This is a genomic window from Streptomyces sp. NPDC126497 (genome assembly GCF_040302425.1).
Taxonomy (GTDB): Bacteria; Actinomycetota; Actinomycetes; order Streptomycetales; family Streptomycetaceae; genus Streptomyces.
Genome location: NZ_JBEORT010000011.1, coordinates 59,624 through 84,233 on the forward strand (window position 1 = coordinate 59,624; position 24,610 = coordinate 84,233).

The 24,610-nt window shown below is 74.2% G+C and carries 20 protein-coding genes and 1 pseudogene; 9 read left to right on the top strand and 12 right to left on the bottom strand.

Annotated features, from left to right (window positions below; translation table 11 throughout):
- Positions 1-31: 31 nt before the first annotated feature.
- Together ABTY20_RS08650 and ABTY20_RS08655 are read right to left on the bottom strand one after the other, a co-directional pair.
- Positions 32-217: a hypothetical protein gene (locus ABTY20_RS08650; RefSeq protein WP_351996233.1), complete on the bottom strand. Its 186-nt coding sequence runs from the start codon at positions 215-217 to the stop codon at positions 32-34.
- 396 nt (positions 218-613) lie between these two features.
- On the bottom strand, positions 614-970 hold the full coding sequence (locus ABTY20_RS08655; protein WP_351996234.1) for a peptidase inhibitor family I36 protein: 357 nt from the start codon (positions 968-970) through the stop codon (positions 614-616).
- Positions 971-1,238: 268 nt separating this feature from the next.
- On the opposite strand from ABTY20_RS08655, the gene ABTY20_RS08660 reads away from it, so the two are divergent.
- Positions 1,239-1,658 carry a hypothetical protein gene (locus ABTY20_RS08660; protein ID WP_351996235.1) on the top strand — a complete coding sequence of 140 codons (420 nt, stop codon included), beginning with the start codon at positions 1,239-1,241 and terminating at the stop codon, positions 1,656-1,658.
- Positions 1,655-3,883 carry a tetratricopeptide repeat protein gene (locus ABTY20_RS08665; RefSeq protein WP_351996236.1) on the top strand — a complete coding sequence of 743 codons (2,229 nt, stop codon included), beginning with the start codon at positions 1,655-1,657 and terminating at the stop codon, positions 3,881-3,883. The genes ABTY20_RS08660 and ABTY20_RS08665 overlap by 4 nt, the downstream gene beginning before the upstream one ends.
- Positions 3,884-3,888: 5 nt before the next feature.
- Here ABTY20_RS08665 and ABTY20_RS08670 read toward each other — a convergent pair whose 3' ends face one another.
- Both ABTY20_RS08670 and ABTY20_RS08675 read right to left on the bottom strand, forming a co-directional pair.
- Complete coding sequence (locus ABTY20_RS08670; RefSeq protein ID WP_351996237.1) at positions 3,889-4,257, bottom strand: hypothetical protein; 369 nt, start codon at positions 4,255-4,257, stop codon at positions 3,889-3,891.
- Positions 4,258-4,316: 59 nt separating this feature from the next.
- Positions 4,317-5,123, bottom strand: coding sequence for an endonuclease I family protein (locus tag ABTY20_RS08675; RefSeq protein WP_351996238.1), 807 nt, complete (start codon positions 5,121-5,123; stop codon positions 4,317-4,319).
- Positions 5,124-5,377: 254 nt separating this feature from the next.
- On the opposite strand from ABTY20_RS08675, the gene ABTY20_RS08680 reads away from it, so the two are divergent.
- From ABTY20_RS08680 to ABTY20_RS08690, 3 genes are all read left to right on the top strand, one after another.
- Positions 5,378-9,094, top strand: coding sequence for an ABC transporter ATP-binding protein (locus ABTY20_RS08680; RefSeq protein ID WP_351996239.1), 3,717 nt, complete (start codon positions 5,378-5,380; stop codon positions 9,092-9,094).
- Positions 9,095-9,213: 119 nt separating this feature from the next.
- Positions 9,214-9,600: a hypothetical protein gene (locus ABTY20_RS08685; protein ID WP_351996240.1), complete on the top strand. Its 387-nt coding sequence runs from the start codon at positions 9,214-9,216 to the stop codon at positions 9,598-9,600.
- 96 nt (positions 9,601-9,696) lie between these two features.
- Positions 9,697-11,130: a S28 family serine protease gene (locus ABTY20_RS08690; RefSeq protein WP_351996241.1), complete on the top strand. Its 1,434-nt coding sequence runs from the start codon at positions 9,697-9,699 to the stop codon at positions 11,128-11,130.
- Between the two features lie 19 nt (positions 11,131-11,149).
- Here ABTY20_RS08690 and ABTY20_RS08695 read toward each other — a convergent pair.
- From ABTY20_RS08695 to ABTY20_RS08705, 3 genes and pseudogenes are all read right to left on the bottom strand, one after another.
- A pseudogene (locus ABTY20_RS08695) lies at positions 11,150-11,794 on the bottom strand (LppU/SCO3897 family protein); the annotation flags it as partial.
- 144 nt (positions 11,795-11,938) lie between these two features.
- The gene (locus tag ABTY20_RS08700) at positions 11,939-13,780 is read right to left on the bottom strand and encodes a glycoside hydrolase family 3 protein (RefSeq protein ID WP_351996242.1); all 1,842 of its coding nucleotides are present in this window, start codon (positions 13,778-13,780) and stop codon (positions 11,939-11,941) included.
- 137 nt (positions 13,781-13,917) lie between these two features.
- A complete protein-coding gene (locus tag ABTY20_RS08705; protein WP_351996243.1) occupies positions 13,918-14,835 on the bottom strand; it encodes a LysR family transcriptional regulator in 918 nt (305 codons plus the stop codon).
- A gap of 90 nt (positions 14,836-14,925) precedes the next feature.
- On the opposite strand from ABTY20_RS08705, the gene ABTY20_RS08710 reads away from it, so the two are divergent.
- On the top strand, positions 14,926-15,855 hold the full coding sequence (locus ABTY20_RS08710) for an EamA family transporter (protein ID WP_351996244.1): 930 nt from the start codon (positions 14,926-14,928) through the stop codon (positions 15,853-15,855).
- 34 nt (positions 15,856-15,889) lie between these two features.
- Here the strand turns inward: ABTY20_RS08710 and ABTY20_RS08715 are convergent, their stop codons facing one another.
- From ABTY20_RS08715 to ABTY20_RS08725, 3 genes are all read right to left on the bottom strand, one after another.
- Positions 15,890-17,128, bottom strand: coding sequence for an MFS transporter (locus ABTY20_RS08715; protein WP_351996245.1), 1,239 nt, complete (start codon positions 17,126-17,128; stop codon positions 15,890-15,892).
- A 94-nt stretch (positions 17,129-17,222) separates the two neighbouring features.
- Entirely contained in the window at positions 17,223-18,023 is an 801-nt protein-coding gene (locus ABTY20_RS08720) for a sugar phosphate isomerase/epimerase family protein (RefSeq protein WP_351996246.1), read from the bottom strand.
- A gap of 234 nt (positions 18,024-18,257) precedes the next feature.
- Positions 18,258-19,304, bottom strand: a complete 1,047-nt coding sequence (locus ABTY20_RS08725) for a LacI family DNA-binding transcriptional regulator (RefSeq protein ID WP_351996247.1) — start codon at positions 19,302-19,304, stop codon at positions 18,258-18,260.
- A gap of 243 nt (positions 19,305-19,547) precedes the next feature.
- On the opposite strand from ABTY20_RS08725, the gene ABTY20_RS08730 reads away from it, so the two are divergent.
- From ABTY20_RS08730 to ABTY20_RS08740, 3 genes are read left to right on the top strand one after another with little or no spacing between them, the layout of a single operon-like run.
- Positions 19,548-20,699 (top strand): Gfo/Idh/MocA family protein, encoded by a 1,152-nt coding sequence (locus tag ABTY20_RS08730; RefSeq protein WP_351996248.1) that lies wholly within the window; start codon positions 19,548-19,550, stop codon positions 20,697-20,699.
- On the top strand, positions 20,696-21,847 hold the full coding sequence (locus ABTY20_RS08735; protein ID WP_351996249.1) for a dihydrodipicolinate synthase family protein: 1,152 nt from the start codon (positions 20,696-20,698) through the stop codon (positions 21,845-21,847). The genes ABTY20_RS08730 and ABTY20_RS08735 overlap by 4 nt, the downstream gene beginning before the upstream one ends.
- Before the next feature lie 32 nt (positions 21,848-21,879).
- A complete protein-coding gene (locus tag ABTY20_RS08740; RefSeq protein WP_351996277.1) occupies positions 21,880-22,677 on the top strand; it encodes a sugar phosphate isomerase/epimerase family protein in 798 nt (265 codons plus the stop codon).
- Between the two features lie 549 nt (positions 22,678-23,226).
- Here ABTY20_RS08740 and rbsD read toward each other — a convergent pair.
- Positions 23,227-23,616, bottom strand: coding sequence for a D-ribose pyranase (rbsD, locus tag ABTY20_RS08745; RefSeq protein ID WP_351996250.1), 390 nt, complete (start codon positions 23,614-23,616; stop codon positions 23,227-23,229).
- The gene (locus tag ABTY20_RS08750; RefSeq protein ID WP_351996251.1) at positions 23,613-24,593 is read right to left on the bottom strand and encodes a ribokinase; all 981 of its coding nucleotides are present in this window, start codon (positions 24,591-24,593) and stop codon (positions 23,613-23,615) included. The genes rbsD and ABTY20_RS08750 overlap by 4 nt, the downstream gene beginning before the upstream one ends.
- Positions 24,594-24,610 lie beyond the last annotated feature (17 nt).

Here is a 24,610-nt window from a genome sequence, read left to right on the forward strand (position 1 = left end):
CCGGGCGCGGACGTGCCTCGGGCCCCTGCGCCTACCAGGGGTACATGACCACGTGGTGGCCCTCCTGCACGCAGGTGAAGCCCGTCAGCTCCCCCCTCTGCGCAGCCTGGTTGCCGAGCGTCTGGCACTCCAGGAAGGAGTCGGTGTAGTGCGGGAGCAACCTCGTCTCGGCGGCGGCCGAACCGGCCAGCGGAAGCACGACTGCCGCGGAAGCCACGGCCCCTACGAGTGCAGCCCTGGTGGTGCGCAGTTTCCTCATGGTCCTACCCCTTCGACGTGTCCGATGACGAGGGAAACCCTCTGGTGGCCATTACAACGGCGCCGCCACGGGGAAGGATCAGGAACCACTGATCATTAAGGGTCCCGCCGTTCGCGCATCACCGACGCGTCATACGGTGACGCCCGGGTGTCCACGGCCCCTCATCGCCACCGTCACCCCTCGGACCGGCGGCGAGCCACGGCCGTCGCCGGCGGGACCGGCCGGCGGAGGCGCACGGTGACCCCGGCGCACGGCCGCGGACCGCCGGCACCGGGCCGGGGCCCGAGGGCCGAACACCGGCACCGGGTCTTCGGGGGCCTGGGAGTCCGCACGCTCCGGGGCCGACTCCGCCGGTCAGCAGCCGCCCGGGCCCACACCGTCGATGCGGCCGCCGAAGTCGCCGAGGTAGCGGGAGCGCCAGTCGCCGTTGAAGACGTCCCGCTTCTCGACCGGCTGCCAGTTCACGAAGCAGGCCCGGGTGCTCGCGACGAACGAGCCGACGTGGTCGTGGAGGCGGGGCGGCATGTCGCGGTAGCCGCTGCGCGCGGTCCACTCCCAGTAGTCGCCGCCGAAGCCCTCCTTGCTCCAGAAGCACACGGACCCGTCGGGGCAGGACGGGGGCGCGGCCGGGGCGGCGGACGCCGTGTGGGCGGGCAACAGGAGCGCGGTCAGGGCGAGGACGGCGGCGAGGGACCAGGAACGAGTTTTCACGGCACTCTCCAGTGAGGCGTCGCGGAGGCATGGAAGCGCCCCGGCGGACGTGCCGGGGTGCTTCCATGGTCGCGGCCGGTTCGGGCCGATCACCCGGCGTCGCCGCCCACACCACCTGATGGAGCGAACCGGGGGCTCGGCGGCGTGGCCCCGCCGAACACCGGGCCCGGACGCGCGGGGCGTGCGCGCCCGGCGTCGCCGGAGCCCGGACCCTTGCGCCGGCAACGGTCCGGGGACCTAGGATCGGGAGCCGGCCGTAGGGGGGACCGTGGATCCGGAGATCGCCGCACTGGCAGGGACGGCGGGCACGACCGTCGTCGCGTTGATGGCGACGAACGCCTGGGAAGCGGCGAGGGACGGCATGGTCGCCCTGTGGCGCCGTTTCCAGCCCGCCAGAGCCGAGGGCATCGGTGAGGAACTGGAAGCGGGCCGTGCGGACCTGCTCCTCGCACGCCGGGCCGGCGACACCGGATCCGAGGCCGGGCTGACCGCCGAATGGCAGGGCCGCGTACGGCGGTTCCTTCTCGCCCAGCCGGAGGCCGCCGACGAACTGCGGCGCATCCTGGACGAGTTGAGCCCGTCGGTTCCGGAGGATCCGGGGCCGGGACAGATCCGCCTGCAGGCCCGGGCGTCGGGCAGTGCCCGGATCTACCAGGCCGGACGCGACCAGCACATCACCGAACGATGAGCGTGCCGCCGCCGATGGAGGGACGCGCGTCGGGCCGCGCCCGGGTCTACCAGACCGGCGGCGACCAGTACGTCGAGGAACACGTCCACCACTACGCCCCGGGCTCGGCCCCGCTGTTCGGACGCCACGTGGTGGCCCCGGCCGAACCCCGGCCGGCCGCTCCCGACTCCGTCCGCCTGCCCCTGGTCGGCCGCGCGCCCGGCGTCCTGCGGGACCGCACCGACCTCATGGAACGCTTACGGGCGGCCGTGGCCGGCCCCGGCGGCGACATCCAGGTCCTGCACGGCATGGGCGGCTGCGGCAAGACGGCGGTCGCCCACGCCCTGTTCACCGAGGCCGTACGGGACCACGGCCGCGTCGGCCTGTGGGTCAACGCCTCCGAACGGGTGTCGCTGCGCGCCGGCATGCTCGCCGTCGCCGGCGACCGCGGCGCCACCGGCGGCGAACTGGCCGCCGCGGCCGGCGGCCGGCGCGCCGCGGCCGACCTGGTCTGGCACCACCTGGACCACTCCGCGGAGCCCTGGCTGCTGGTCCTCGACAACGCCGACGACCCCGGCATCCTGGAGGAAGGCGCCTGGCTGCGCCCGAGCCCCTCGGGCACGGTGCTGGTGACCACCCGCCACGCGACCTCCCCGCTGTGGCGCGCCCCGGGGGTGAGCAGCCACCGGATCGGTGTGCTCCCCCTGGAGGACGCCGCCCTGCTCCTGCACGACCTGGCCCCGGAGGCGGGTACACGGGAGTCCGCACGGAAGGTCGCCCGGCGCCTGGGCTGTCTGCCCCTGGCCCTGACCCTGGCCGGGGCGCACCTGGCCCACCAGCTGCTGGAGTCGTGGACCATGGACGAGTACGACCGGAGGCTGGGCGAGGAGTCGACGGCCCTGGTCGACCGGGGGGCGCCGGCGACCGGCGGCGGACCGTCCCGGCACCTGGTGGGCCGCACGTGGCAGCTGTCGCTGGACACCCTCGCGGAGGGCGGCCTGCCGGAGGCGACGACCCTGCTGCGGCTGCTGTCCTTCTGGGCGGCGGATCCCGTCCCGCTGTCGCTGCTGACGCCGGCGGCACGGGGCGGGGTCGACGGCCTCGAACACCTCGATCCGCCGCTGACCGCCGAACGGGTCGAGCCGGCCCTGCGCGCGCTCCTCGACCACTCGCTGATCGACCTGGTCGAGACGGACGGGCACCGCTGCGTGAAGGCCCACGGGGTCCTGCTGGACAGCGTCGCCGCAGGCGTGTCCGACGCGCAGCGCGCGCTCCTGGCGGGAGCGGCGGGCCGGCTGCTGCGGGCGGCACTGCCGCCGGAGGGCGCCGCGGCACCGCGGGCCCGCTCCCAGGTGCGGCTGCTGGCGCCGCACGCGACCGGTCTGCTGCACCGGTCCCACCGCCACGGCCTGGTGACGGCGGAATCCGTGCGGATCGCGGCGCGCGTCGCGCGACTGGTGTACGAGGCGGGGGACTGGACCGCCGCGCTGTCCCTGGCCTCCGCCGCCGCGAGGACGGCCGCGGAGCACCTGGGGGACGAGCACCCGGCGACCGTCGAGGCCCGGTCGGGCCAGGGGCCCGTCCTGTTCCGGCTCGGCCGGTACGCCGAGGCCGCCGACCTCCTGCGGCAGGTCCACCGGGACGCGCTGCGCACGCTCGGCCCCCGTGACGCGCGCACCCTGGACGCGGCCTACGAACTGCAGCGGGTACTGCACCGCCTGGGAGACCTGGGGCAGGCCCGTACGCTCCTGGAAGCGGTCCTGGACGGTCGCCGCCACGCGCTCGGCGAGGACCACGTCGCCACCCTCAAGACCCGCTGCGAGATGCTGGAACTCCGCGCCGCACAGAACGAGTTCGACCACTACGTGGAAGCGGCCGGGGAACTGGCGGAGGACTGCGAACGCCGTCTCGGCCCCGACCACCTGGTGACCGTGTGGGCGCGCGACGCGCTGGCGCGGGGGCTCCTGCGCTCAGGGCGGGGCGCCGAGGCGGAGGACCTCTTCCGCCGGGTGCTCGCCGGACAGCGGGCCGGGTACGGGGACGACCACCCCCTGGTCCTCGGGGTGCTCATCCAGCTCAGCCGCGCCCAGTACGCGCAGGGCAAGCGGCCGGAGGCCGCCGAGAGCGCGCGCGAGGTGGCCGAGCAGCGGGCCGCGATCCTGGGCGAGGACCACCCCGAGACCGCCGCGGCCCGCGCCTGGTACGCCGAGGTCCGGGCGGGGCTGAGCCCGCCCGGGGAGTCCTGATCGCCTCAGTCCAGCAGCTCGCCGAACTCCTTCCGGTCGTGGGCGAGACGCTCGGCGTAGCCCGCGGAGAAGGCCGCCTGCTCGGCGGGGCTCATGGTGTCGTGGGGCAGGCGGGACGGAGGCAGCAGGTCCGGCAGTTCGCGGTGGACGGTCACCGCGGCCTTCCAGGGTTCGCCTCCCCGCTCCCTCGCCCGGAGGAGGCGGTCCGCCAGGTGGGAGAGCTCCTCGTCCAGCAGCTGCTTTGGGACCTTCTTCGAGAGGAACTCCTCGGGTCCGGGAGGCGATCCCCCCGAGGCGGCGAGGAGCCGCAGCGTCCAGAGTGCGGCGAGGAGCCGTCCGGAAAGGGTGTGAGCGTTCGGTTTCGCGTCGGTCATGAGGAAGTCTGCCCCGGTCCCGGCACCGGCCACCGTGCCGGCCGGAACCGGTGTCCGGCCTACCAGATCGACTCGACCCACTCCGGGTGGTCGATGAACGGGTTGCGGTTGTGCTGGTACGAGGCGTAGATGACCTCGTTGCGGTTCTTCTCGAACGCGCTCGGCGGGTCCTCCTGGTGCCACTGCTTCAGGACCGGGAGGCGGCCGTGGTACGGGTCGCTGCCGTTGGTCACGGAGTCGTTGGGCTCCAGGTCGGGCCAGCCGTCGGTGCCCTCGTAGCGGACGGCCATGTAGAGGATCATGCGGGCCACGTCGCCCTTGACCGCGTCGCGCGGCTCGAAGGAGTTCGAGTCGGTCAGGCTGCCGCCGCCGTTCGCGACGGCGCTGCCGCCGTTGTCGAAGTCCTTGTTGCCGCGGACGGAGTTGACCCGGACGTCCTCGGGGCGCAGGTGGTGCAGGTCGGTGCCGGGGCCGGTGGAGGTGCCGAAGTCGCCGTGGGACTTGGCCCACACGTGCTCGCGGTTCCAGTCGCCGGTGTCGCCGCCGTTGAGGGACTTGCTGCGGGAGACGCCCGAGTACAGCAGGATCACGTTGTTGCTGTTGTTCGGGTCCTGGTCGGTGACCTTCAGGGCGTTCCAGACGGCCGAGTACGAGATCTTCGTCTGGTCGCTGATGATCGTGTGCAGGGAGTCCTTGAGCGCCGTGCCGGACTTGCCGAGCGCGTCGGCGTAGTACGTGTCGTCGTACGCGGTGGTCGCGGCGCCGGCGGAGGGCGCGTTCAGCGCGGGGACGGCGAGGCCGACCAGGGCGGCCGAGGTGGCCAGGGCGAGGCTCTTCCAGCGGCGGCGTATGGGGGTGACGGGCATGGGGGCGTCCGATCTACGCGGGTTGACGTCCGAGTGATACCGCAGAGAGTGACATGAACATGCGATCCAGGGCGTGAAGAGAAGGTGGCGGTTGCGTGACGAGACCCCCGCCGGCCCCCCGCGGCCGAGCGGGGTGTGCCGGGGACGGGCGCGCACCGTGTCCGGGCCGGTCACCCGAGTGCTGCGGAGGGATGAAATCCGCTTCCGCCGGTGTTGGTGCCTTCCGGCAGATCAGGACGATCGGAGGGCACCGCGTGACACCGCAACGGGGATGGGCACGGCGACTGGCCGGATACGCGTGGCGTCATCCCGGGGACGTGGTCCTCGCGCTGGGCTCCTCGCTCGGCGGCATGGCCGTCATGGCCCTGGTCCCGCTGATCACCAAGGTGATCATCGACGACGTCATCGGTGACAGGACCAGATCCATGGCCACCTGGGCCGGGCTGCTCGTCGGCGCCGCGCTCGTGGTCTACGTCCTCACCTACGTCCGCCGCTACTACGGCGGACGGCTCGCCCTCGACGTGCAGCACGACCTGCGCACCGAGATGTACGACACGATCACCCGGCTCGACGGCAGACGTCAGGACGAGCTGTCCACCGGGCAGGTCGTCGGACGCGCCACCAGCGACCTCCAGCTGATCCAGGGCCTGCTCTTCATGTTGCCGATGACCATCGGCAACCTCCTGCTGTTCCTGATCTCCCTGGTGATCATGGCGTGGCTGTCGCTGCCGCTCACCGCCGTCGCCCTCGCCGTCGCCCCCGCCCTGTGGTGGATCGCCAAGCGCAGCCGCACCCGGCTGCACCCCTCCACCTGGTACGCCCAGGCCCAGGCGGGAGCCGTGGCCGGGGTGGTCGACGGGGCGGTCGGCGGCGTCCGCGTGGTGAAGGGCTTCGGGCAGGAGGAGCAGGAGACCGGCAAGCTGCGCGAGGTCGGACGGCGGCTGTACGCGGGCCGGCTGCGCACCATCCGGCTGAACGCCCGGTACACCCCCGCGCTCCAGGCCGTCCCCGCCCTCGGCCAGGTGGCGATGCTGGCGCTCGGCGGCTGGCTCGCGGTGGACGGGCACATCACGCTGGGCACGTTCGTCGCCTTCTCCACCTACCTCGCCCAGCTCGTCGGCCCGGTCCGGATGCTCGCCGTGGTGCTCACCGTCGGCCAGCAGGCCCGCGCCGGCACCGAACGCGTCCTGGAGCTGATCGACACCGAGCCGTCCCTGACCGACGGCACCAAGGAGCTGCCCGCCGACGCCCCGGCGACCGTGGAGTTCGACGACGTCTCCTTCGGCTACGAACCCGGCCGGCCGGTCCTGGACGGCCTCTCCTTCGAGATCCGGCCCGGCGAGACCCTCGCCGTCGTCGGCGCCTCCGGATCCGGCAAGTCCACCGTCTCCCTGCTGCTGCCGCGCTTCTACGACGTCACCCACGGTGCCGTGCTCGTCGGCGGCCACGACGTGCGCGAGCTGACCACCGGGTCCCTGCGCGCCGCGATCGGCCTGGTCCCCGAGGACTCCTTCCTCTTCTCCGACACCGTGCGCGCCAACATCGCGTACGGCCGCCCGGACGCCACCGAGGAGCAGATCGTCGCCGCCGCCCGCGCGGCCCAGGCCGACCGGTTCATCAGCGAGCTGCCCGACGGCTACGACACCACCGTCGGCGAGCACGGACTGACCCTCTCCGGCGGCCAGCGCCAGCGCGTCGCCCTGGCCCGCGCGATCCTCACCGACCCGCGCCTGCTGGTCCTGGACGACGCGACCTCCGCCGTGGACGCCCGCGTCGAGCACGAGATCCACGAGGCGCTCAGGAGCGTCATGCGGGGGCGCACGACCCTGCTGATCGCCCACCGCCGCTCCACCCTCAACCTCGCCGACCGCATCGCCGTCCTCGACGGCGGCCGGCTCGCCGACCTCGGCACCCACGACGAGCTGCAACGGCGCTCCGCCCTCTACCGCAAGCTGCTCACCGACCCCGACGAGCTGGGCGCCGTCTCCCCGGGCCACACCCCGCCCGCCGGACCGCGGGAGCCGGAGGAGGGGGACACCTCGGTCCGCGCGGAGCTGGACGCCGAGTTCGACGCCGAACGCGGGGTCACCCCCCGGCTGTGGACCGGCGACCGCGAACCCAAGGACACCGCGCTGGCCGGCACCCCGGCCACCCCGGAGCTCCTCGCCCAGGTCGAGGCGCTGCCCCCGGCGGACGACGTCCCCGACGTCGACGAGGAGCAGGCCGTCCGCCCCGAGGACTCCTACGGCCTGCGCCGCCTCCTGCGCGGCTTCCGCACGCCCCTCCTCGTCAGCCTCGGCCTGGTCGCCGTGGACGCCGGGTCGGGCCTGCTGCTGCCGGTGCTGATCCGGCACGGCATCGACCAGGGCGTGACGCAGGCCGCCCTCGGCGCGGTCTGGGCGGCCGCGCTGCTGGGCCTGCTCACCGTGATCGTCCAGTGGGCGGCGCAGATCGGCGAGATGCGGATGACCGGACGCACCGGCGAACGCGTGCTGTACGCGCTGCGGCTGAAGATCTTCGCCCAGCTGCAGCGGCTCGGCCTGGACTACTACGAGCGCGAGCTGACCGGCCGGATCACGACCAGGATGACGACCGACGTCGACGCGCTGTCGACGTTCCTGCAGACGGGCCTGGTCACGGCGTTCGTCTCGGTGGTCACCTTCTTCGGCATCATGGTCGCCCTGCTGGCCCTCGACGTCGGGCTCGCCCTCGTCGTCTTCGCCACCCTGCCCCCGCTGATCGTCGGCACGTACTTCTTCCGCCGGGCCAGCGTGAAGGCGTACGAGCTGGCGCGCGAGCGGGTCTCGGGCGTCAACGCCGATCTGCAGGAGTCGATGTCGGGGCTGCGGATCGTGCAGGCGTTCCGCCGCGAGCGGGACGGCAGGCGCCGGTTCGCCGAGCGCAGCGCCGACTACCGCGAGGCACGCATACGGGGCCAGTGGCTGATCTCGGTGTACTTCCCGTTCGTGCAGCTGCTGTCCTCGGTCGCCGCCACGGCGGTGCTGGTCGTGGGCGGCGGCCGGGTCGACGACGGGACGCTGGCGATCGGCTCGCTGGTGGCGTACCTGCTCTACATCGACCTGTTCTTCGCGCCGGTGCAGCAGCTCTCCCAGGTCTTCGACGGCTACCAGCAGGCGTCCGTCTCGCTGGGCCGCATCCAGGAGCTGCTGCGGGAGCCGACCTCCACGAAGGCCGCCGGGAAGCCGCTCGGCGTGCCGTCCCTGCGCGGCGAGATCGCCTTCGAGGACGTGCACTTCGCCTACGGCGACGGCGAGGAGGCCCTCGACGGCATCGACCTGACCATTCCCGCCGGACAGACCGTCGCCTTCGTCGGCGAGACCGGCGCGGGCAAGTCCACGCTGGTCAAGCTGGTCGCCCGGTTCTACGACCCGACCGGCGGGCGGGTCACCGTCGACGGCACGGACCTGAGGGACCTGGACCTCACCGCGTACCGGCACCGGCTCGGGGTGGTACCGCAGGAGGCGTACCTCTTCCCGGGCACCGTCCGCGACGCCATCGCCTACGGCCGCCCCGACGCCACCGACGCCGAGGTGGAGGCGGCGGCCCGCGCGGTCGGCGCGCACGAGATGATCGCCACCCTGGAGGGCGGCTACCTCCACGAGGTCGCCGAGCGCGGGCGCAACCTGTCCGCCGGACAGCGCCAGCTGATCGCGCTCGCCCGCGCCGAACTCGTCGACCCGGACGTGCTGCTGCTCGACGAGGCCACGGCCGCGCTCGACCTGGCCACCGAGGCGCAGGTCAACCAGGCGACCGACCGGCTGGCCGGACGCCGCACGACCCTCGTCGTCGCCCACCGCCTGACCACCGCCGCCCGCGCCGACCGGGTGATCGTGATGGACCACGGCCGGATCGCGGAGGACGGCACGCACGAGGAACTGCTGCGGCTCGACGGCGCGTACGCCGCGTTGTGGCGGACGTTCGTCGGGGAGGACGTGCCGGCGGTGGCGTGAGCGGCGCCCGCCGTGGTGAGACGACTGGGAACGCAACCATCCGGCCTACGCCATGCGTCCGTACACGCGTACGCCGCCCGGTGCGGCGGGTGCGGCAGGTGCGGTACGGGAGGACGACTGTGGACAGTGGACCGATACGCCGGCGGCTCGCGCTCGGTCTGGCGATGCTGACCGCCTCGGGGCTGCTCGCGGTCGCCGCGCCGGCCGACGCGCACGCCGCCGCGTACTGCGCCGGACGCAAAGTGCGCACCCTGCCGTTCTCCACCGGCTCGGTGGCCGTCTACAAACGCGGCGGCTACGTCTGCGCCGTCACCCTCGCCAAGAAGCCCGGCACCAGACGGAAGATGTCGGTGAGCGTACGGGCGCGCGGGGGCCGCCCGGTCGTCGACGAGGGCACCTACAAGCACCACGCGGGACCGGTGACCGTGCACGCCGGCCACCGCTGCGTGTGGGTGAAGGGCAGGGTCGGCGGCGGGTCCGTCAGCTCCGGCTGGATCCTGTGCTGACCCGGCGCCGACACAGGGTTTTCCCCATGTCCCCTGGTGCTTGGGAGAGTTGGTCCAGTAGCTTCCGGCGCACATCTGTCTCACAGGGGAGTGCGCATGCGCAAGGCGCTCAGATGGCTGCTGGCGCTCACGGTGCTCATAGGCACGCTGGGCACGGCCGGGGCGGCCACCGCCGCCGGGCCGGAGGCCACCGGCACCACTGACATCAAGGAGAGGCTGCTCTCCGTACCGGGCATGAGCCTGGTGGAGGAGAAGCCGTACCCCGGGTACCGCTTCTTCGTCCTCACCTACACGCAGCCGGTCGACCACCGCAGGCCCGCCGGGGGCACGTTCCAGCAGCGGATCACCGTGCTGCACAAGGACACCGCGCGGCCCACCGTCTTCTACACCGGCGGCTACGGCGTCTCCACGACGCCCCGCCGCGCGGAGCCGACCCAGATCGTGGACGGCAACCAGGTCTCCCTGGAGTACCGCTTCTTCACCCCGTCCCGGCCCGAGCCGGCCGACTGGTCCAAGCTGGACATCTGGCAGGCCGCCGGCGACCAGCACCGCGTCTTCACGGCGCTGAAGGGGATCTACCCGAAGAACTGGATCTCCACCGGCGGCTCCAAGGGCGGCATGACCGCCACCTACTACGAGCGCTTCCACCCGCACGACATGGACGGCGTCGTCGCCTACGTCGCCCCCAACGACGTGGTGAACAAGGAGGACTCGGCCTACGACCGCTTCTTCCGCACCGTCGGCACCGAGGAGTGCCGCGACCGGCTGAACGCGGTGCAGCGCGAGGCGCTGGTGCGCCGGGCCCCGCTGGAGGAGAAGTACCGGGCGTACGCCGCCGAGAACGGCCACACCTTCGACACCATCGGCAGCCTCGACCGCGCGTACGAGGCCGTCGTCCTCGACTACGTGTGGGGCTTCTGGCAGTACAGCACCCTCGCCGACTGCGAGCGGATCCCGGCGGACGCGAAGAACGCCACCGACGACGAGATCTGGACCTCGATCGACACGATCGTCGGCTTCTCGGCCTACGCGGACCAGGGGCTGAGCCCGTACACGCCGTACTACTACCAGGCCGGCACCCAGCTGGGCGCGCCGACCGTCCGCTTCCCGCACATCGAGAAGAAGTACGTCCGCTACGGCTACCAGCCGCCGCGCAACTTCGTGCCCCGCTCGATCGACATGAGGTTCCAGCCCCACGTCATGCGGGACGTCGACACCTGGGTCCGCCACCACGCGCGGCACATGCTGTTCGTGTACGGCGAGAACGACCCGTGGGGCGCCGAACCGTTCCGCCTCGGGCACGGCGCGCGCGACTCGTACGTGTTCACCGCGCCCGGCATGAACCACGGCGCGGACGTGGCCGGACTGGTCGCCGAGGAGAAGGCGCTGGCCACGGCCCGCATCCTGGACTGGGCGGGCGTCGCGCCGAGCACGGTGCGGGAGAACCCGGCGGCCGCGAAGCCGCTGGCGAGGTTCGACGCCGAGCTGGACGAGCGGGACGTCGAGCGGGAGCGGACGCTGCGCCCGTGACGGGGGCGGGGCGGGACTGCACCGGGCGGGCGCAGCCCACCGGTGACGAACCGCCCAGCCGGACGTAGAGGGCCGTGGACGCCGGGCACTCGGACCGGTCGTCCACGGCCTTCGTCACCTCGAACTCCGGTTGCCGCTCGGCGCTGCCGTCGCACGCCGTCTCGCGGACCCTGCCGTCGTCCAGGCCGTGGACGCAGTCGCCGACGACGGTGCGCGGCCCGCCCCCGCCGCCCGGGTCCCCGGGGTGCGGCGGCCGGAGGTGGCGCATGCAGGCGTGACCGCGCGCCACCACGCCGTCGCCGTCCTCGTCGGCGGAGGGGCGCCGCTCGCCGATGTGCAGCACGAAGTCGGTGGTGGCCGGACAGCGCGGCCCGTCGCGCACGGTCCCGTCGTGCCGGGCGACGACCCGGGCCGCCGCCCGCTCGCTGCGGCAGGAGACCTCGGTGAAGTCGGCCCGGCCGGAGGAACCGCACTCGCCGACCGCGAGGAACACCGCCCCGTACCCGGCCGGCGGGGCCGCCGACGACGCCGTCCCCGTGCGCAGCCCGCCCGCCCGGCCGTCCTCTCCGGCGCCGCCGCCCGGCGCGGCCTGGCAGCCGGTGAGCAGCACCGCGACCGCCGCCGCGGACGCGGCGAGCGGCCCCCGCCCACTTCCCACGCGCATCGTCATCCCCCGGACACTCCCGTCCGGCGCGCCCCGATCCGCCGGGGCACGCCGGACGTGGGGTGGGCTTTCACCCCATCAGGGAGGGCGCGCCGGAGGGGTGACGCACGCGGGCCACGTCCGGCGGGGCGCGCCCGGGTGCGCTCAGTACCTCAGCCCGTGCCCGACGGGGTACAGCACCGTCGCCGGGTCGTCCGCCCGCTGCACCGGCACCGGCAGCGTGCCGCGCGGGCCCACCTTGCCCGCGATCACCCGCGCGACCGCCCGCAGTTCGACGTCGGTCCAGGAGTACGTCGCCAGGCAGGCCGCCACGCCGGGCAGGTGGGCCACGTCGTAGGGGTTGCGGACCGCGACCGCGACGACCGGCCTCCCGGTCCCGAGGAGCCGTTCGACGAGGGTCTTCTGGCCGCTCGCCGCGCCGACGTTGTACGTGGCGACGAGCACCGCGTCCGCGTCCCGGGCCGCCGCGACCGCCCCGGCGACGGTGGCGGCGGACGGCGCCGTGCCGGTGGACAGGGCGGTGGCGGTGAAGCCCAGCCCGGTCAGCGCGTCCGCGAGCACCCCGGTCGGCGGCCCCGTCGTACCGGACGGGGAGGCCGGGTCCGCGCCGACCACCAGCAGCCGGGGGTGCCTGCGCCGGGACAGCGGCAGCAGGCCGCCCTCGTTGACCAGCAGGGTGGTGGTGCGTTCGGCGATCCGGTCGGCGGCGGCCAGGTGCGCGCGGGTGCCGACGGCGCGGTCGACGCCGTCGTGCGAGACGTACGGGTCCTCGAACAGGCCCAGCCGTGCCTTCAGCCGCAGCACCCGCAGGACCGACTCGTCGAGCCGGGACTCGGTCAGCTCGCCGTCCCGCACGGCGTTCAGGACGGCGTGCCAGGCCACGTCCAGGGAGGGCGGGTTGAGCAGCTGGTCCACGCCCGCCTTCAGCGCCAGCACGGGCACCCGGTCGTCGCCGTACTTGGTGCGGACGCCCTCCATGCCGAGGGAGTCGGTGACCACCACCCCGTCGTAGCCCAGCTCCCCGCGCAGGATGCCGGTGAGGACGGGCCGGGAGAGGGTGGCCGGGTCCTCGGAGGCGTCGAGGGCCGGGACGACGATGTGCGCGGTCATGATCGAGTCGATGCCCGCGGCGATCGCCGCCCGGAACGGCGGCGCGTCCAGGCGCTCCCACTGCTCGCGGGTGTGGTGGATGTACGGCAGCTCGGCGTGGCTGTCGGTGATCGTGTCGCCGTGTCCCGGGAAGTGCTTGGCCGTCGCGGCGACGCCGGACGACCCGTAGCCCTCGACCTCCGCCGCGACGAGGTCCGCGACCGCCTCCGGGTCGGAGCCGAAGGAGCGGACGCCGATGACCGGGTTGGCCGGGTCGACGTTGACGTCGGCCACGGGGGAGTAGTTCTGCCGGATGCCCAGGGCGCGCAGTTCGCGGCCCGCGATCCGGCCGAGGGCGCGGGCGTCGGCGCGGGAGCGGCCCGCGCCGACGGCCATCGCGCCGGGGAACAGGGTGGCGGGCTCGCCCACGCGCGCCACGATGCCGTGCTCCTGGTCGGTGGAGATCAGCACGGGCAGCCCGCGCTCCAGGCCGAGGGACGCCTTCTGGATGCCGTTGGACAGGTCCGCGATCTGGTGCGGGTCACGGGTGTTGTGCGCCCAGGCGAAGTAGATGATGCCGCCGACCCGGTACCGGGCGAGCAGCTCGGCGGCCGTGCGCACGCCGATCTCCTCGAGGTTGGCGTCGACGTCGGCCTGGTCCGGGTCGGTGGCCGAGTGGCCGTGGACCCGCATCACGAACAGCTGGCCGACCTTCTCCTCCAGCGTCATACGGGAGACGAGGGCGCGCAGCCTCCGGTCGTCGTGCGCGGACGGGCCGGCGGCCGCGTGGGCGCCGCCGGCCGCGAGGGCGGTGGTGACGCCCGCCGTCGCGGCGAGGACGGTGCGTCTGGACGGACGTGCGGTGCTTCCCGTGCTTCCGGTGCTGCTGTCGGGCACGTGCGCTCCTTTGGGAGGTGATCCCCGGGAACCGGGGATCCGCTGAAGGAAACTGCCAGGATGTCACCAATATCCGGGAAGTTTCTGCCAGTCAAGGGAGTGCGCGGCGGCCGGGCGGGCCCGGGGGCCGGACCGGGTCAGCGGGGGGCGTGCGCCGACACCTCGGGCCAGTGGCCGCACAGCGTGCGGACGGTCTCCGCGATCGCCGGGCGGCGGGCCGCGCCGGCGCGCCACAGCGCGTACAGCCGCCGCACCGGCACCGGGTCCAGCGGCACCTCCACCACGCCCTCGGGCAGCGGGCCGCGCCCCAGCCGGGGGATCAGCGCGATGCCGAGCCCGGCCGCGACCAGGGCGACCAGGGTCGGGTTCTCGTCGGCCTGGTGGACGATCTCCGGCTCGTGCCCGGCCGCGCGCAGGGTGCGCACCAGCCACTCGTGGCAGACCCGCCCCGGCGGCTGGCAGATCCACCGCTCGCCGCCCAGCTCCTTTCGCCGCACCGCCGTGCGCCCCGCGAAGGGGTGGCCGCGCGGCACCAGCAGATCGCACAGGTCGTCGCCGATGACCGCCTGCTCCATGCCCGCCGGGGCGGGCAGCGGAGCGATGTCCCAGTCGTGCGCGACCGCGAGGTCGACCGCGTTCTTGGCGACCAGGTCCACGGAGAGGTGGGGGTCGACCTCGGTGAGCCGGGTGTCGAGCGCGGGGTGCCGGCGCGCCAGGTCGGCCAGCACGGGCGGCATCAGCCCGCGGGCCGCCGAGGGGAACGCGGCCACCGTCAGCCGCCCGGCCGGCACCCCGCGCCGCTCCTCCAGCTCGGTCTCCGCCCGCTCCACGATGGCGATCAGCTCCCCCGCCGCACGCACCAGTCGGTGCGCCTCGTCGGTCAGCCGCACGCCCCGGCCCTCCCGCTCCAGCAGCACGGTCCGGGTCTCCCGCTCCAGCTTGGAGATCTGCTGGGAGACGGCCGAGGAGGTGTACCCGAGCGCCGCGGCGGCGGCGCCGACGGTGCCGTGGACGGAGACGGCGTGCAGGGCGCGCAGCCGCTGGAGGTCGAGCATGACGGCTCCCCGATCGGTTAGCGGTGCTTCATCCAACCATGCAGGAACCGTCGCTGGTGCTGAAGGGTGGCGGGCGGTGATCCTCTCGGTATGCGTCCTTCCCACGTGTTCCTCGCCGTCCTCGTCACCGCCGTGTGGGGGGTGAACTTCACCGTCATCGAGGTCGGGCTCGACCACTTCCCGCCGCTGCTCTTCTCCGCCCTGCGCTTCCTGGTGGCGGCGCTGCCCGCGGTGTTCCTCGTGGGGCGGCCCAAGGTGGCGTGGAAGTGGATCGTGGGGGTGGGACTGGCGCTGGGGGTGGCCAAGTTCGGGCTGCTGTTCGTCGGCATGGACGCGGGCATGCCGGGCGGGCTGTCCTCGCTGGTGCTCCAGGTCCAGGCGGTGTTCACGGCCCTGTTCGCCTTCGCGCTCCTCGGCGAACGCCCCTCCCGGACACGGCTGGCGGGCATGGCGGTGGCGCTGGCCGGCATCGGCGTGGCGGCGGTCGACGAGGGCGCCTCCGGACCGCTGCTCGGCTTCGCCCTGGTCGTCGCGGCGGCGGCCTGCTGGGGCGTCTCCAACATCCTCACCCGCAGGGCGGCGCCCCCCGACGCCCTGAACTTCATGGTCTGGGTGAGCACGGTGCCGGTGCTGCCGCTGCTCGTCCTCTCCCTGCTGCTGGAGGGCCCGTCGGCGGACCTCGACGCGCTGCGCGGCCTGGACGGGGCGGGCGTGGGCACGGTGCTCTTCGTCGCCTGGGTCGCCACGGTGTTCGGCTTCGGCGCCTGGGGCTGGCTGCTGCGCCGCCACCCCGCCTCCACGGTCGCGCCGTTCTCCCTGCTCGTCCCGGTCTTCGGGATGTCGTCGGCCGCGCTGTTCCTGGGCGAGTCGGTCACCCCACTGCGGTGGTGCGCGGCGGTGCTGCTGGTGGGCGGGGTGGCGCTGGCGTCGGTGACGCCGCCGCGGCGGCCGGCGGCGCCGGCCGTGAAATCCGCTCGACGGGCGAAGACGCTTGCGGAGGACTCCCCGGTCGGCCGATGAGGGAGAGGGCACGTCCGGCCCGCCCCCCGGAGGGTCAGTGCACCTCCGCCGAGGGAGCCCCCTCACGCAACTCCGGCGTGCTCACGCCGACGTACACCACCGCGACCACGCACAGCAGCCCACCCGTCACCAGCGCCGTCGCACCCGAGGTCGCGCCGGCCACCAGCCCCGCGCGCATGTTGCCGAGGTGCGGCCCGGCCTGGCCGACGATCTGCTCGGCGGCCGTGACCCGGCCCAGCAGCGCGTCGGGCGTACGGGTCTGCACGATCGTGGTGCGGGAGAGCACCGACAGGGCGTCGGCCCCGCCCGCCGCCACCAGCAGCCCCAGGCCGACCCAGGGGCTGCTCATGACCCCGAACGAGGCCAGCGCGGCACCCCACACGCCGGCGCCGCACAGCATCACCAGGCCGGGACGGCCCAGGTGGGTCACCGCCCCGGACAGCGCGGACGCCAGCACGCCGCCGATCGCGATCGCCGACAGGAACAGGCCCAGCGTGCGCGGGTCACCGCCGAACCGCTCGTCGTTGATCAGCGGGAACAGGCTGACCGGCATCGAGAGCACGGTGGCGGCCAGGTCGGTGACGAGCGCGCCGCGCACCGCCCGGTGGCCGGCCAGGAAGCGCAGCCCGTCCAGGACCCCGTGCAGCCCGGCCCGTGACGGCTCCCCCTCGGGCGGCAGCGCGGGCAGTCCGAACGCCCCGTAGAAGGCGATGAGGAAGCTCAGCGAGTCCAGCAGGTAGCAGACGCCGATGCCGAACCAGCCGAGCATCAGCCCGCCGAGAGCCGGGCCGACCAGCATCATCGACTGGGCGGTGACCTGGTACAGCGCCAGCCCGGAGGCCACCTGCTCCTTGGGCAGCAGCCGGGGCACGAACACGCCTGCCGCCGGACCGCCGACCGCCGCGCAGGCGGACTGGGCGGCGACCAGGGCGAGCACGCCGGCCACCGGCACGTCCCCGGTGAACCCCTGGACCGCCAGCAGCAGCGAGCACAGCGCCTGGCCCACCGTCGCCGCCAGGAAGATCCGGCGCCGGTCGCCCCGGTCGACCCAGGCCCCGGCGAACAGGCCGAAGCAGACCAGCGGCAGCGCCTGCGCGAGGCCCACCGCGCCGCTCCAGGCCGTGCTGTGCGTCATCTCCCAGACCTGGTACATGACGGTGACCATGGTCATGAAGCCGCCGAGCACGGACACCGTCCGCCCGATCAGCAGGCGCCGGAAGACCGGCGAGGTACGCAGCGGACGCACGTCGATCAGCGTGCGGGACAGGCTCACGAGGGGAGGGCGGCGGGGCGGGGCGCGGGCTGGGGCACGGCGGGAGACGCTATCCGGCGGCCCGCCGCACCGGCCAGTGAATTTCCGCGTCCGGTCAGGCCGACTCGCCGAGCAGCCGGGCCAGGTGTGCGCGGCCGGGGGTGAGGAGGCCGGGGAGCGGGGCGACGTCGGTGTACCAGCGCTTCTCGTACTCCCAGCACAGCCAGCCGTCCCAGTCGTGCCGGGAGAGGACCTCCACCACGTCGGTCAGCGGCAGGACGCCGGCGCCGAGCGGGAGCGGGGTCGTGTCGTCGGCGGAGGCGATGTCCTTGACCCGGACGTAGCCGAGGTGCGGGGAGAGGGCCGCGAAGCTCTCCACGGGCTGCTCGCCGCCGAGCCAGGTGTGCATCACGTCCCACAGGGCGCCCACCTGACGGTGCCCGACCAGGCCGAGGACCCGCATCGCGTCGGCGCCGGTGCGGTGCGAGTCGTGGGTCTCCAGCAGGATGCGGACGCCCAGGTCGGCGGCGTGCTCGGCGGCCGTGCCCAGCCGGCGGGCGGCCGTCGCGTCCGCCTCCTCGGGGCTCTGCCCGGTGTCGCCGCCGGGGAGGACCCGGACGAAGGGGGCGCCGAGGTCCCGGGCGAGTTCGAGGAGGGCGCGGATCTCGTCGATGACGGGTCCGTCCTCACCGGGCGCGGCCGCCCGGGCGTGTCCGGCGAGGCCCAGGATCTCGACACCGGCCGCCTCGAACGCGGCCGCCACGTCGGCGCGTTGCGCCGGGGTGAGACCCGGGTGGACGGGCTCTTCGGGGTGGGCGCGCAGCTCGACACCGTGGTAGCCGTGCGCGGTCGCGAGGGCCGGCAGGTCGGTGAGGGGCAGCCCGGGGACGCCGAGGGTGGAGAACGCCAGCTTCATGGAATCGGACCCTACCCGCGACCTCGGGTGTCACTCCCTCCCGCCGCTTCGGTGTCGCGGATCCCGTGCGCGTGCGACGGCCCTCCCGCACCACCGGAACGCATCGGTGCCTCCGGCGGCTCCGGCAAGGACACGCCCCGGGGGGCGCGGGGCCGTGGCACCGGCGGCTCCGCCGCATGGGCGCGACCGCCCCCGGCCCGCGCCGACGCCGCGGTCCCGGGGCCCCGGGACCGATCAGTCCCGCGGCCCCGCGGTGGACCCCCGCACCATCAGCTCCCCCCGCACCGAGGCGATCCCCCCGGGCGGCTCCTCCTCCCGCCCCATCGCGATCCGCCCCGCCCGGGCCCCCGCCTCCGCCAGCGGCAACCGCACCGTCGTCAGCGCCGGCACCGCGTCGACGCTGAACGGCAGGTCGTCGAACCCGGCCACCGACACCTCGTCCGGAATCCGCAGCCCGGAGTCCCGCAGCGCCGCGCACGCCCCCAGCGCGACGGAGTCGTTCGCCGCGACCACGGCCGTCAACGACGGGTCCCGCCGCAGGAGTTCGAGCGTCGCCTCGTATCCGGAGCGCCGGTCGTACCGGCCGTGCACGGTCCACCGGGGATCCTCCTCGATCCCGTGCGCGGCCAGCGCGTCCCGGTGCCCCTCCAGCCGGTGCCGGGTCGTCGTCCGCTCCTGGGGTCCCGCGATGTACCCCACCCGCCGGTGCCCCAGCCCGATCAGGTGCTCGGTGAGTTCCCTCCCGCCGCCCCGGTTGTCGAAGGTCAGCGCGATCGCCCCGGTCTCCGCCGCCGGCGGCCGCCCGCACAGCACCACCCGGGTCCCGGCGTCCGCCAGCTTCCGCAGCTTGGCGTGCATGGCCGCCCGGTGCGGCGCGTCCTCGATCGCGCCGCCGGTCAGCACCACCGCCGCCGCCCGCTGCCGCTGGAGCAGGGTGAGATAGGTCAGTTCGCGTTCGGGCGAACCGCCCGTGTTGCACACGACCGCGAGTCTCTCCCCGCCCGCGCGCCCGCCCGGACCCCCGATCTCCCCCTGGATCGCGCTCGCCATGATCCCGAAGAACGGGTCGGCGATGTCGTTCACCAGGATGCCCACCAGGTCGGAGGTGGCGGCGGCCAGGGCGCTGGCGGGCCCGTTGAGGACGTAGTCCAGCTCGTCGACGGCCTTCAGCACCCGTTCGCGGGTGGTCGCGGCCACCGGGTAGTTGCCGTTGAGCACGCGCGACACGGTCGCGGGGGAGACCTGCGCGCGCGCCGCCACGTCCGCCAGGGTCACCGTCATGTCTCGTCCTCCGCCTCGCGCGTTCGCCGTACGCCGTCGTACACATCCACGCCCACACCCGTGGTTCCGAGCAGACCCTACGGCCATCCGCGCGGCTGTTCGCCCACTCGAACAACTCCGGTTCGCCGTGGTCTTGTCCGCACCGCCGTTCAGAGGCTAGCTTCTCCCTACATAGAAAGCGCTTGCTGTCACGCTCACCAGTGGGGCGTACGCGGCGCGCGAACCGCGTACGAAGGGAATGACGTGACACGCAAGACGGTGCGTATCGCCATGAACGGTGTGACCGGGCGCATGGGCTACCGCCAGCACCTCGTCCGCTCCATCCTGGCCCTGCGCGAGCAGGGCGGCCTCGACCTCGGTGACGGCACCGTGCTGTGGCCGGAGCCGATCCTGGTCGGCCGGCGGGAGCACGCGCTGAAGGCGCTGGCCGAACGGCACGGACTGGAGCACATCGCGACGGACCTGGACGCGGTCCTCGCCGACGACAGCGTCGACATCTACTTCGACGCCCAGGTGACCTCGGCCCGCGAGGAGGCGATCAGGAAGGCGATCGCCGCGGGCAAGCACATCTACACGGAGAAGCCCACCGCCACCGGCCTCGACGGCGCCCTGGAACTCGCCCGCCTGGCGAACGCGGCCGGCGTCAGGCACGGCGTCGTCCAGGACAAGCTGTTCCTCCCCGGCCTGCTCAAGCTGAAGCGCCTCATCGACGGCGGCTTCTTCGGCCGCATCCTCTCCGTGCGCGGCGAGTTCGGCTACTGGGTGTTCGAGGGCGACTGGCAGGAGGCCCAGCGCCCGTCCTGGAACTACCGCAGCGAGGACGGCGGCGGCATCGTCGTCGACATGTTCCCGCACTGGGAGTACGTGCTGCACGAGCTGTTCGGCCGGGTGAGGTCCGTCCAGGCCCTCACCGCCACCCACGTCCCGCAGCGCTGGGACGAGAACGGCAAGCCCTACGACGCCACCGCCGACGACGCCGCCTACGGCATCTTCGAACTGGACGGCGGCGCCGTCGCCCAGATCAACTCCTCCTGGACGGTCCGCGTCAACCGCGACGAACTGGTCGAGTTCCAGGTCGACGGCACCGAGGGCTCCGCCGTCGCGGGCCTGCGCAACTGCCGTGTCCAGCACCGCTCCGCCACCCCCAAGCCGGTCTGGAACCCGGACATCCCCGCCACCGAGGTCTTCCGCGACCAGTGGCAGGAGGTCCCGGACAACGGCGAGTTCGACAACGGCTTCAAGGCCCAGTGGGAGCTGTTCCTGCGCCACGTCTACGCCGGCGCCCCCTACCACTGGGACCTGCTGGCCGGCGCCCGCGGCGTCCAGCTCGCCGAGCTGGGCCTGAAGTCCTCGGCCGAGGGCCGCCGCCTCGACGTGCCGGAGATCGCGCTGTGACCCTCCACCTCCCCGACGCGAGCGGCGCCCTGCGGGCCTACGAGCCCCGCACCGAGCCCCTCGCCACCACGCCCGGAGCCCCCCTCACCTCCCGCACGGTCTTCTCGGCCGCGCACGTCGTCGCCGACCCGTACGCCGACACCACCCCCGACTCGCCGGCCGCCGTCGACTGGGACGCCACCCTCGCCTTCCGCCGCCACCTGTGGGCGCACGGCCTGGGCGTCGCCGAGGCCATGGACACCGCCCAGCGCGGCATGGGCCTGGACTGGGCGGGCGCGGCCGAGCTGATCCGCCGCTCCGCCGCCGAGGCGAAGGCGGTCGGCGGCCGCATCGCCTGCGGCGTCGGCACCGACCAGCTCGCCGGCGGCACCCTCGCCGAGGTGCGGGCGGCCTACGAGGAACAGCTCGCGGTCGTCGAGGAGTCCGGCGCGCAGGCCATCCTGATGGCCTCCCGCGCGCTGGCCGCGACGGCGAAGGGCCCGGACGACTACCTGGAGGTCTACGGCCACCTCCTCCGGCAGGCCGCCGAGCCGGTGATCCTGCACTGGCTGGGCCCCATGTTCGACCCGGCCCTGGAGGGCTACTGGGGCTCGTCCGACCTCGACGCGGCCACCGACACCTTCCTGGAGGTCATCGCCGCCCACCCGGACAAGGTCGACGGCATCAAGGTCTCCCTCCTCGACGCGCAGCGCGAGGTCGACCTGCGCCGCCGCCTGCCGCAGGGCGTGCGCTGCTACACCGGCGACGACTTCCACTACCCCGAGCTGATCGCCGGCGACGAGCAGGGCTTCAGCCACGCCCTGCTCGGCATCTTCGACCCGCTGGGCCCGCTCGCGGCGGAGGCGGTCCGGGTCCTCGACACCGGGAACACGGAGGGCTTCCGCGCCCTCCTCGACCCGACCGTCGCACTCTCCCGCCACCTCTTCCAGGCCCCCACCCGCTTCTACAAGACGGGCGTGGTGTTCCTCGCCTGGCTGGCCGGCCACCAGTCCCACTTCGCCATGGTCGGCGGACTGCAGTCGGCGCGCTCCCTGCCGCACTTCGCCCGCGCCTACGAACTCGCCGACGGTCTCGGCCTGTTCCCCGACCCGAAGCTGGCCGAGGAACGGATGAGGACCCTGCTGCACCTGTACGGAGTGACCCCGTGACCGCCGCCCTCGCGCGTTTCAGCATCAACCAGATGACGGTCAGGCAGCTCTCGCTGCCCGACCTCGCCCGCGCCTGCCGGGAGCTGGGCGTACCGGGCGTGGGCCTGTGGCGCGAGCCCGTCCAGGCGTACGGCGTGGAGGCGGCCGCCAAACTGGTCCGCGACGCGGGCCTGGCGGTGACGACCCTGTGCCGGGGCGGCTTCCTCACCGCGATCGACCCCGGGGAGCGGACGGCGGCCCTGGCCGACAACCGGCGGGCGGTCGACGAGGCGGCCGCGCTCGGCACCGACACCCTGGTCCTGGTCTCGGGCGGACTGCCGGCCGGCTCCAAGGACCTGCACGGCGCCCGCGAGCGCATCGCCGACGCGCTCGCCGAACTCGGCCCCTACGCCGAGGAGCACGGGGTGAGACTGGCCATCGAGCCGCTGCACCCCATGTTCGCCTCCGACCGGTGCGTGGTCTCCACCCTCGCCCAGGCCCTGGACCTCGCGGAACGCTTCCCCGCCCACCAGGTCGGCGTCACGGTCGACACGTACCACATCTGGTGGGACGACCGGGCCCCCGCGCAGATCGCCCGCGCGGGCGCCCAGGGCCGCATCCACACCTTCCAGCTCGCCGACTGGACCACCCCGCTGCCCGAGGGAGTCCTCAACGGCCGCGGTCAGATCGGCGACGGCGCGATCGACATGCGGGAGTGGAAGGGCTACGTGGAGGCGGCCGGCTACACCGGCCCCATCGAGGTCGAGCTCTTCAACGACGCCCTCTGGGCCCGCGACGGCCGCGAGGTGCTCGCCGAGACGGCGGCACGGTTCACGGAGCACGCGGGCTAGGGCCTCTCGTTTGGATCATGTCGGCGTCGCGGGGCTTGGCACGCGCATCTGCCGCGTTGTCGTCAGTTGCCAACGCTCCGCGTTGGCGCCCTCCTCCGCCTTGCATCTGCACGCACCAAACCCCGCTCGGGTCGGCCACGACGCACCGTCGGTCGCGGCCGACCTGATCCAAACGAGAGGCCCTAGGAGCCGCACGCGGCGTCCCGGGTCTTGTGCGGGGCCCGGGTTCCCCCCGCGTGGCGTCCCGGGTCCCGTGCACGGCCCGGGGCGCCGCGCGCCGAGGCGCGGGGCACGGGAGAAGCTCCGGGGAGAGGTCTTCCCGTGCCCCGTCCCGCCCGGGCGGACGTCGCACGGAGGCCGGGGCCGGGGCCGGGGCCGGAAAAATTACGGAGGGACCGTGCAACCCTCCCCGCACCTCACGGGTCGTACTCGGAGTCAGGACCTCTGGGAGGGGACCCGGGGGGGGCTTTGAGGGGTGCTGACGGGGGAGGGACCGAGGGGGCCCGGTCGACGGACCGGGCCCCCTCGAAGGCCGTACGGCCACCCGCCTCAGAAGAACACCCCGCAGCGCAGCAGCACGTTCGCGTACGGCCGTGCCTCACCGGTGCGCACGACGAGCCGCGCGCCGGCGCTCAGCTCCTTGAGCCGCTCGTGCGGGACCAGCGCGAGACCGGGGAAGCGGTCCGCGAGCAGCCCGGCCGCCGCCGGATTGGCGTCCCGCACCTCACCGGCGGCGGTGGCGCCCTCGACGACCAGCTCCTCGAGCAGCCCCTCCAGCACCTCCGCGAAGGACGGCACCCCGGCACGGAACGCCAGGTCCACCACGCGCGGCCCGTCGGGGATCGGCATCCCCACGTCGCACACCAACACCCCGTCGCCGTGCCCGAGCCCGGCCAGGGCGCCGGCGAGGTGCCGGTTCAGGATCCCGTGCCTCTTCACCGGGTGCCGCCTTCCGGGGCCACGCCGGACGCGCCGTCCGGCCCCCGGGAGCCGTCCCTTGGACCGGCACCGCACAGCCCGTCGACCTCCGCCGCCGTCGGGAAGGACACCTGCGCGCCCTCCTTGGTGACCGTCGCCGCCCCCACCCGGGCCGCGTACGCCGCCGCCCCGGCGAGCGGCTCGCCCGCGCCGAGGCGCCAGGCCAGCGCGGCGGTGAACGCGTCACCCGCCCCGGTGGTGTCCACGGCGCGCACCGTCACGGACGGGACGCGGGCGACACCGTCGGCGGAGGCCACCAGCGCGCCCGCACCGCCCAGCGTCACCACCACCGACCGCGGGCCCTTCGCCAGCAGCAGCCGCGCCCACTCCTCGGGCCCGTCACCCGCCCCGGCGCCGTCGCCCAGGATCACCTTCGCCTCGTGCTCGTTGACGATCAGCGGGTCGCAGGCCGCCAGCACCTCCGCCGGGAGCGGGCGCGGCGGGGACGGGTTCAGCACGAACCGGCTGCCCGGCGCCAGGCTCCGCACCACCTCCACCACCGTCTCCAGCGGGATCTCCAGCTGCGCGGAGACCACCCGGGAGGCGTGGAACAGGCTCCCGGCCGCCCGCACGTCGTCCGGCGTCAGCCGGCCGTTGGCGCCGGGCGAGACGACGATGCTGTTGTCCCCCGACGGGTCCACCGTGATCAGCGCGACCCCGGTGGGCGCCCCGCCCACCAGCACGCCCACCGTGTCCACCCCGGCCGCCCGCTGCGAGTCCAGCAGCAGCCGCCCGTGCCCGTCGTCGCCGACCCGCGCCAGCAGGGCCGTACGGGCGCCGAGCCGGGCGGCCGCGACCGCCTGGTTCGCGCCCTTGCCGCCCGGGTGGACGGCCAGGTCGGAGCCGAGCACCGTCTCCCCGGCGCCCGGCCGGCGCTCGACACCGATCACCAGGTCGGCGTTGGCCGATCCGACGACCAGGAGGTCGTAGTCGTACATGAATCGCTCCCGATCCC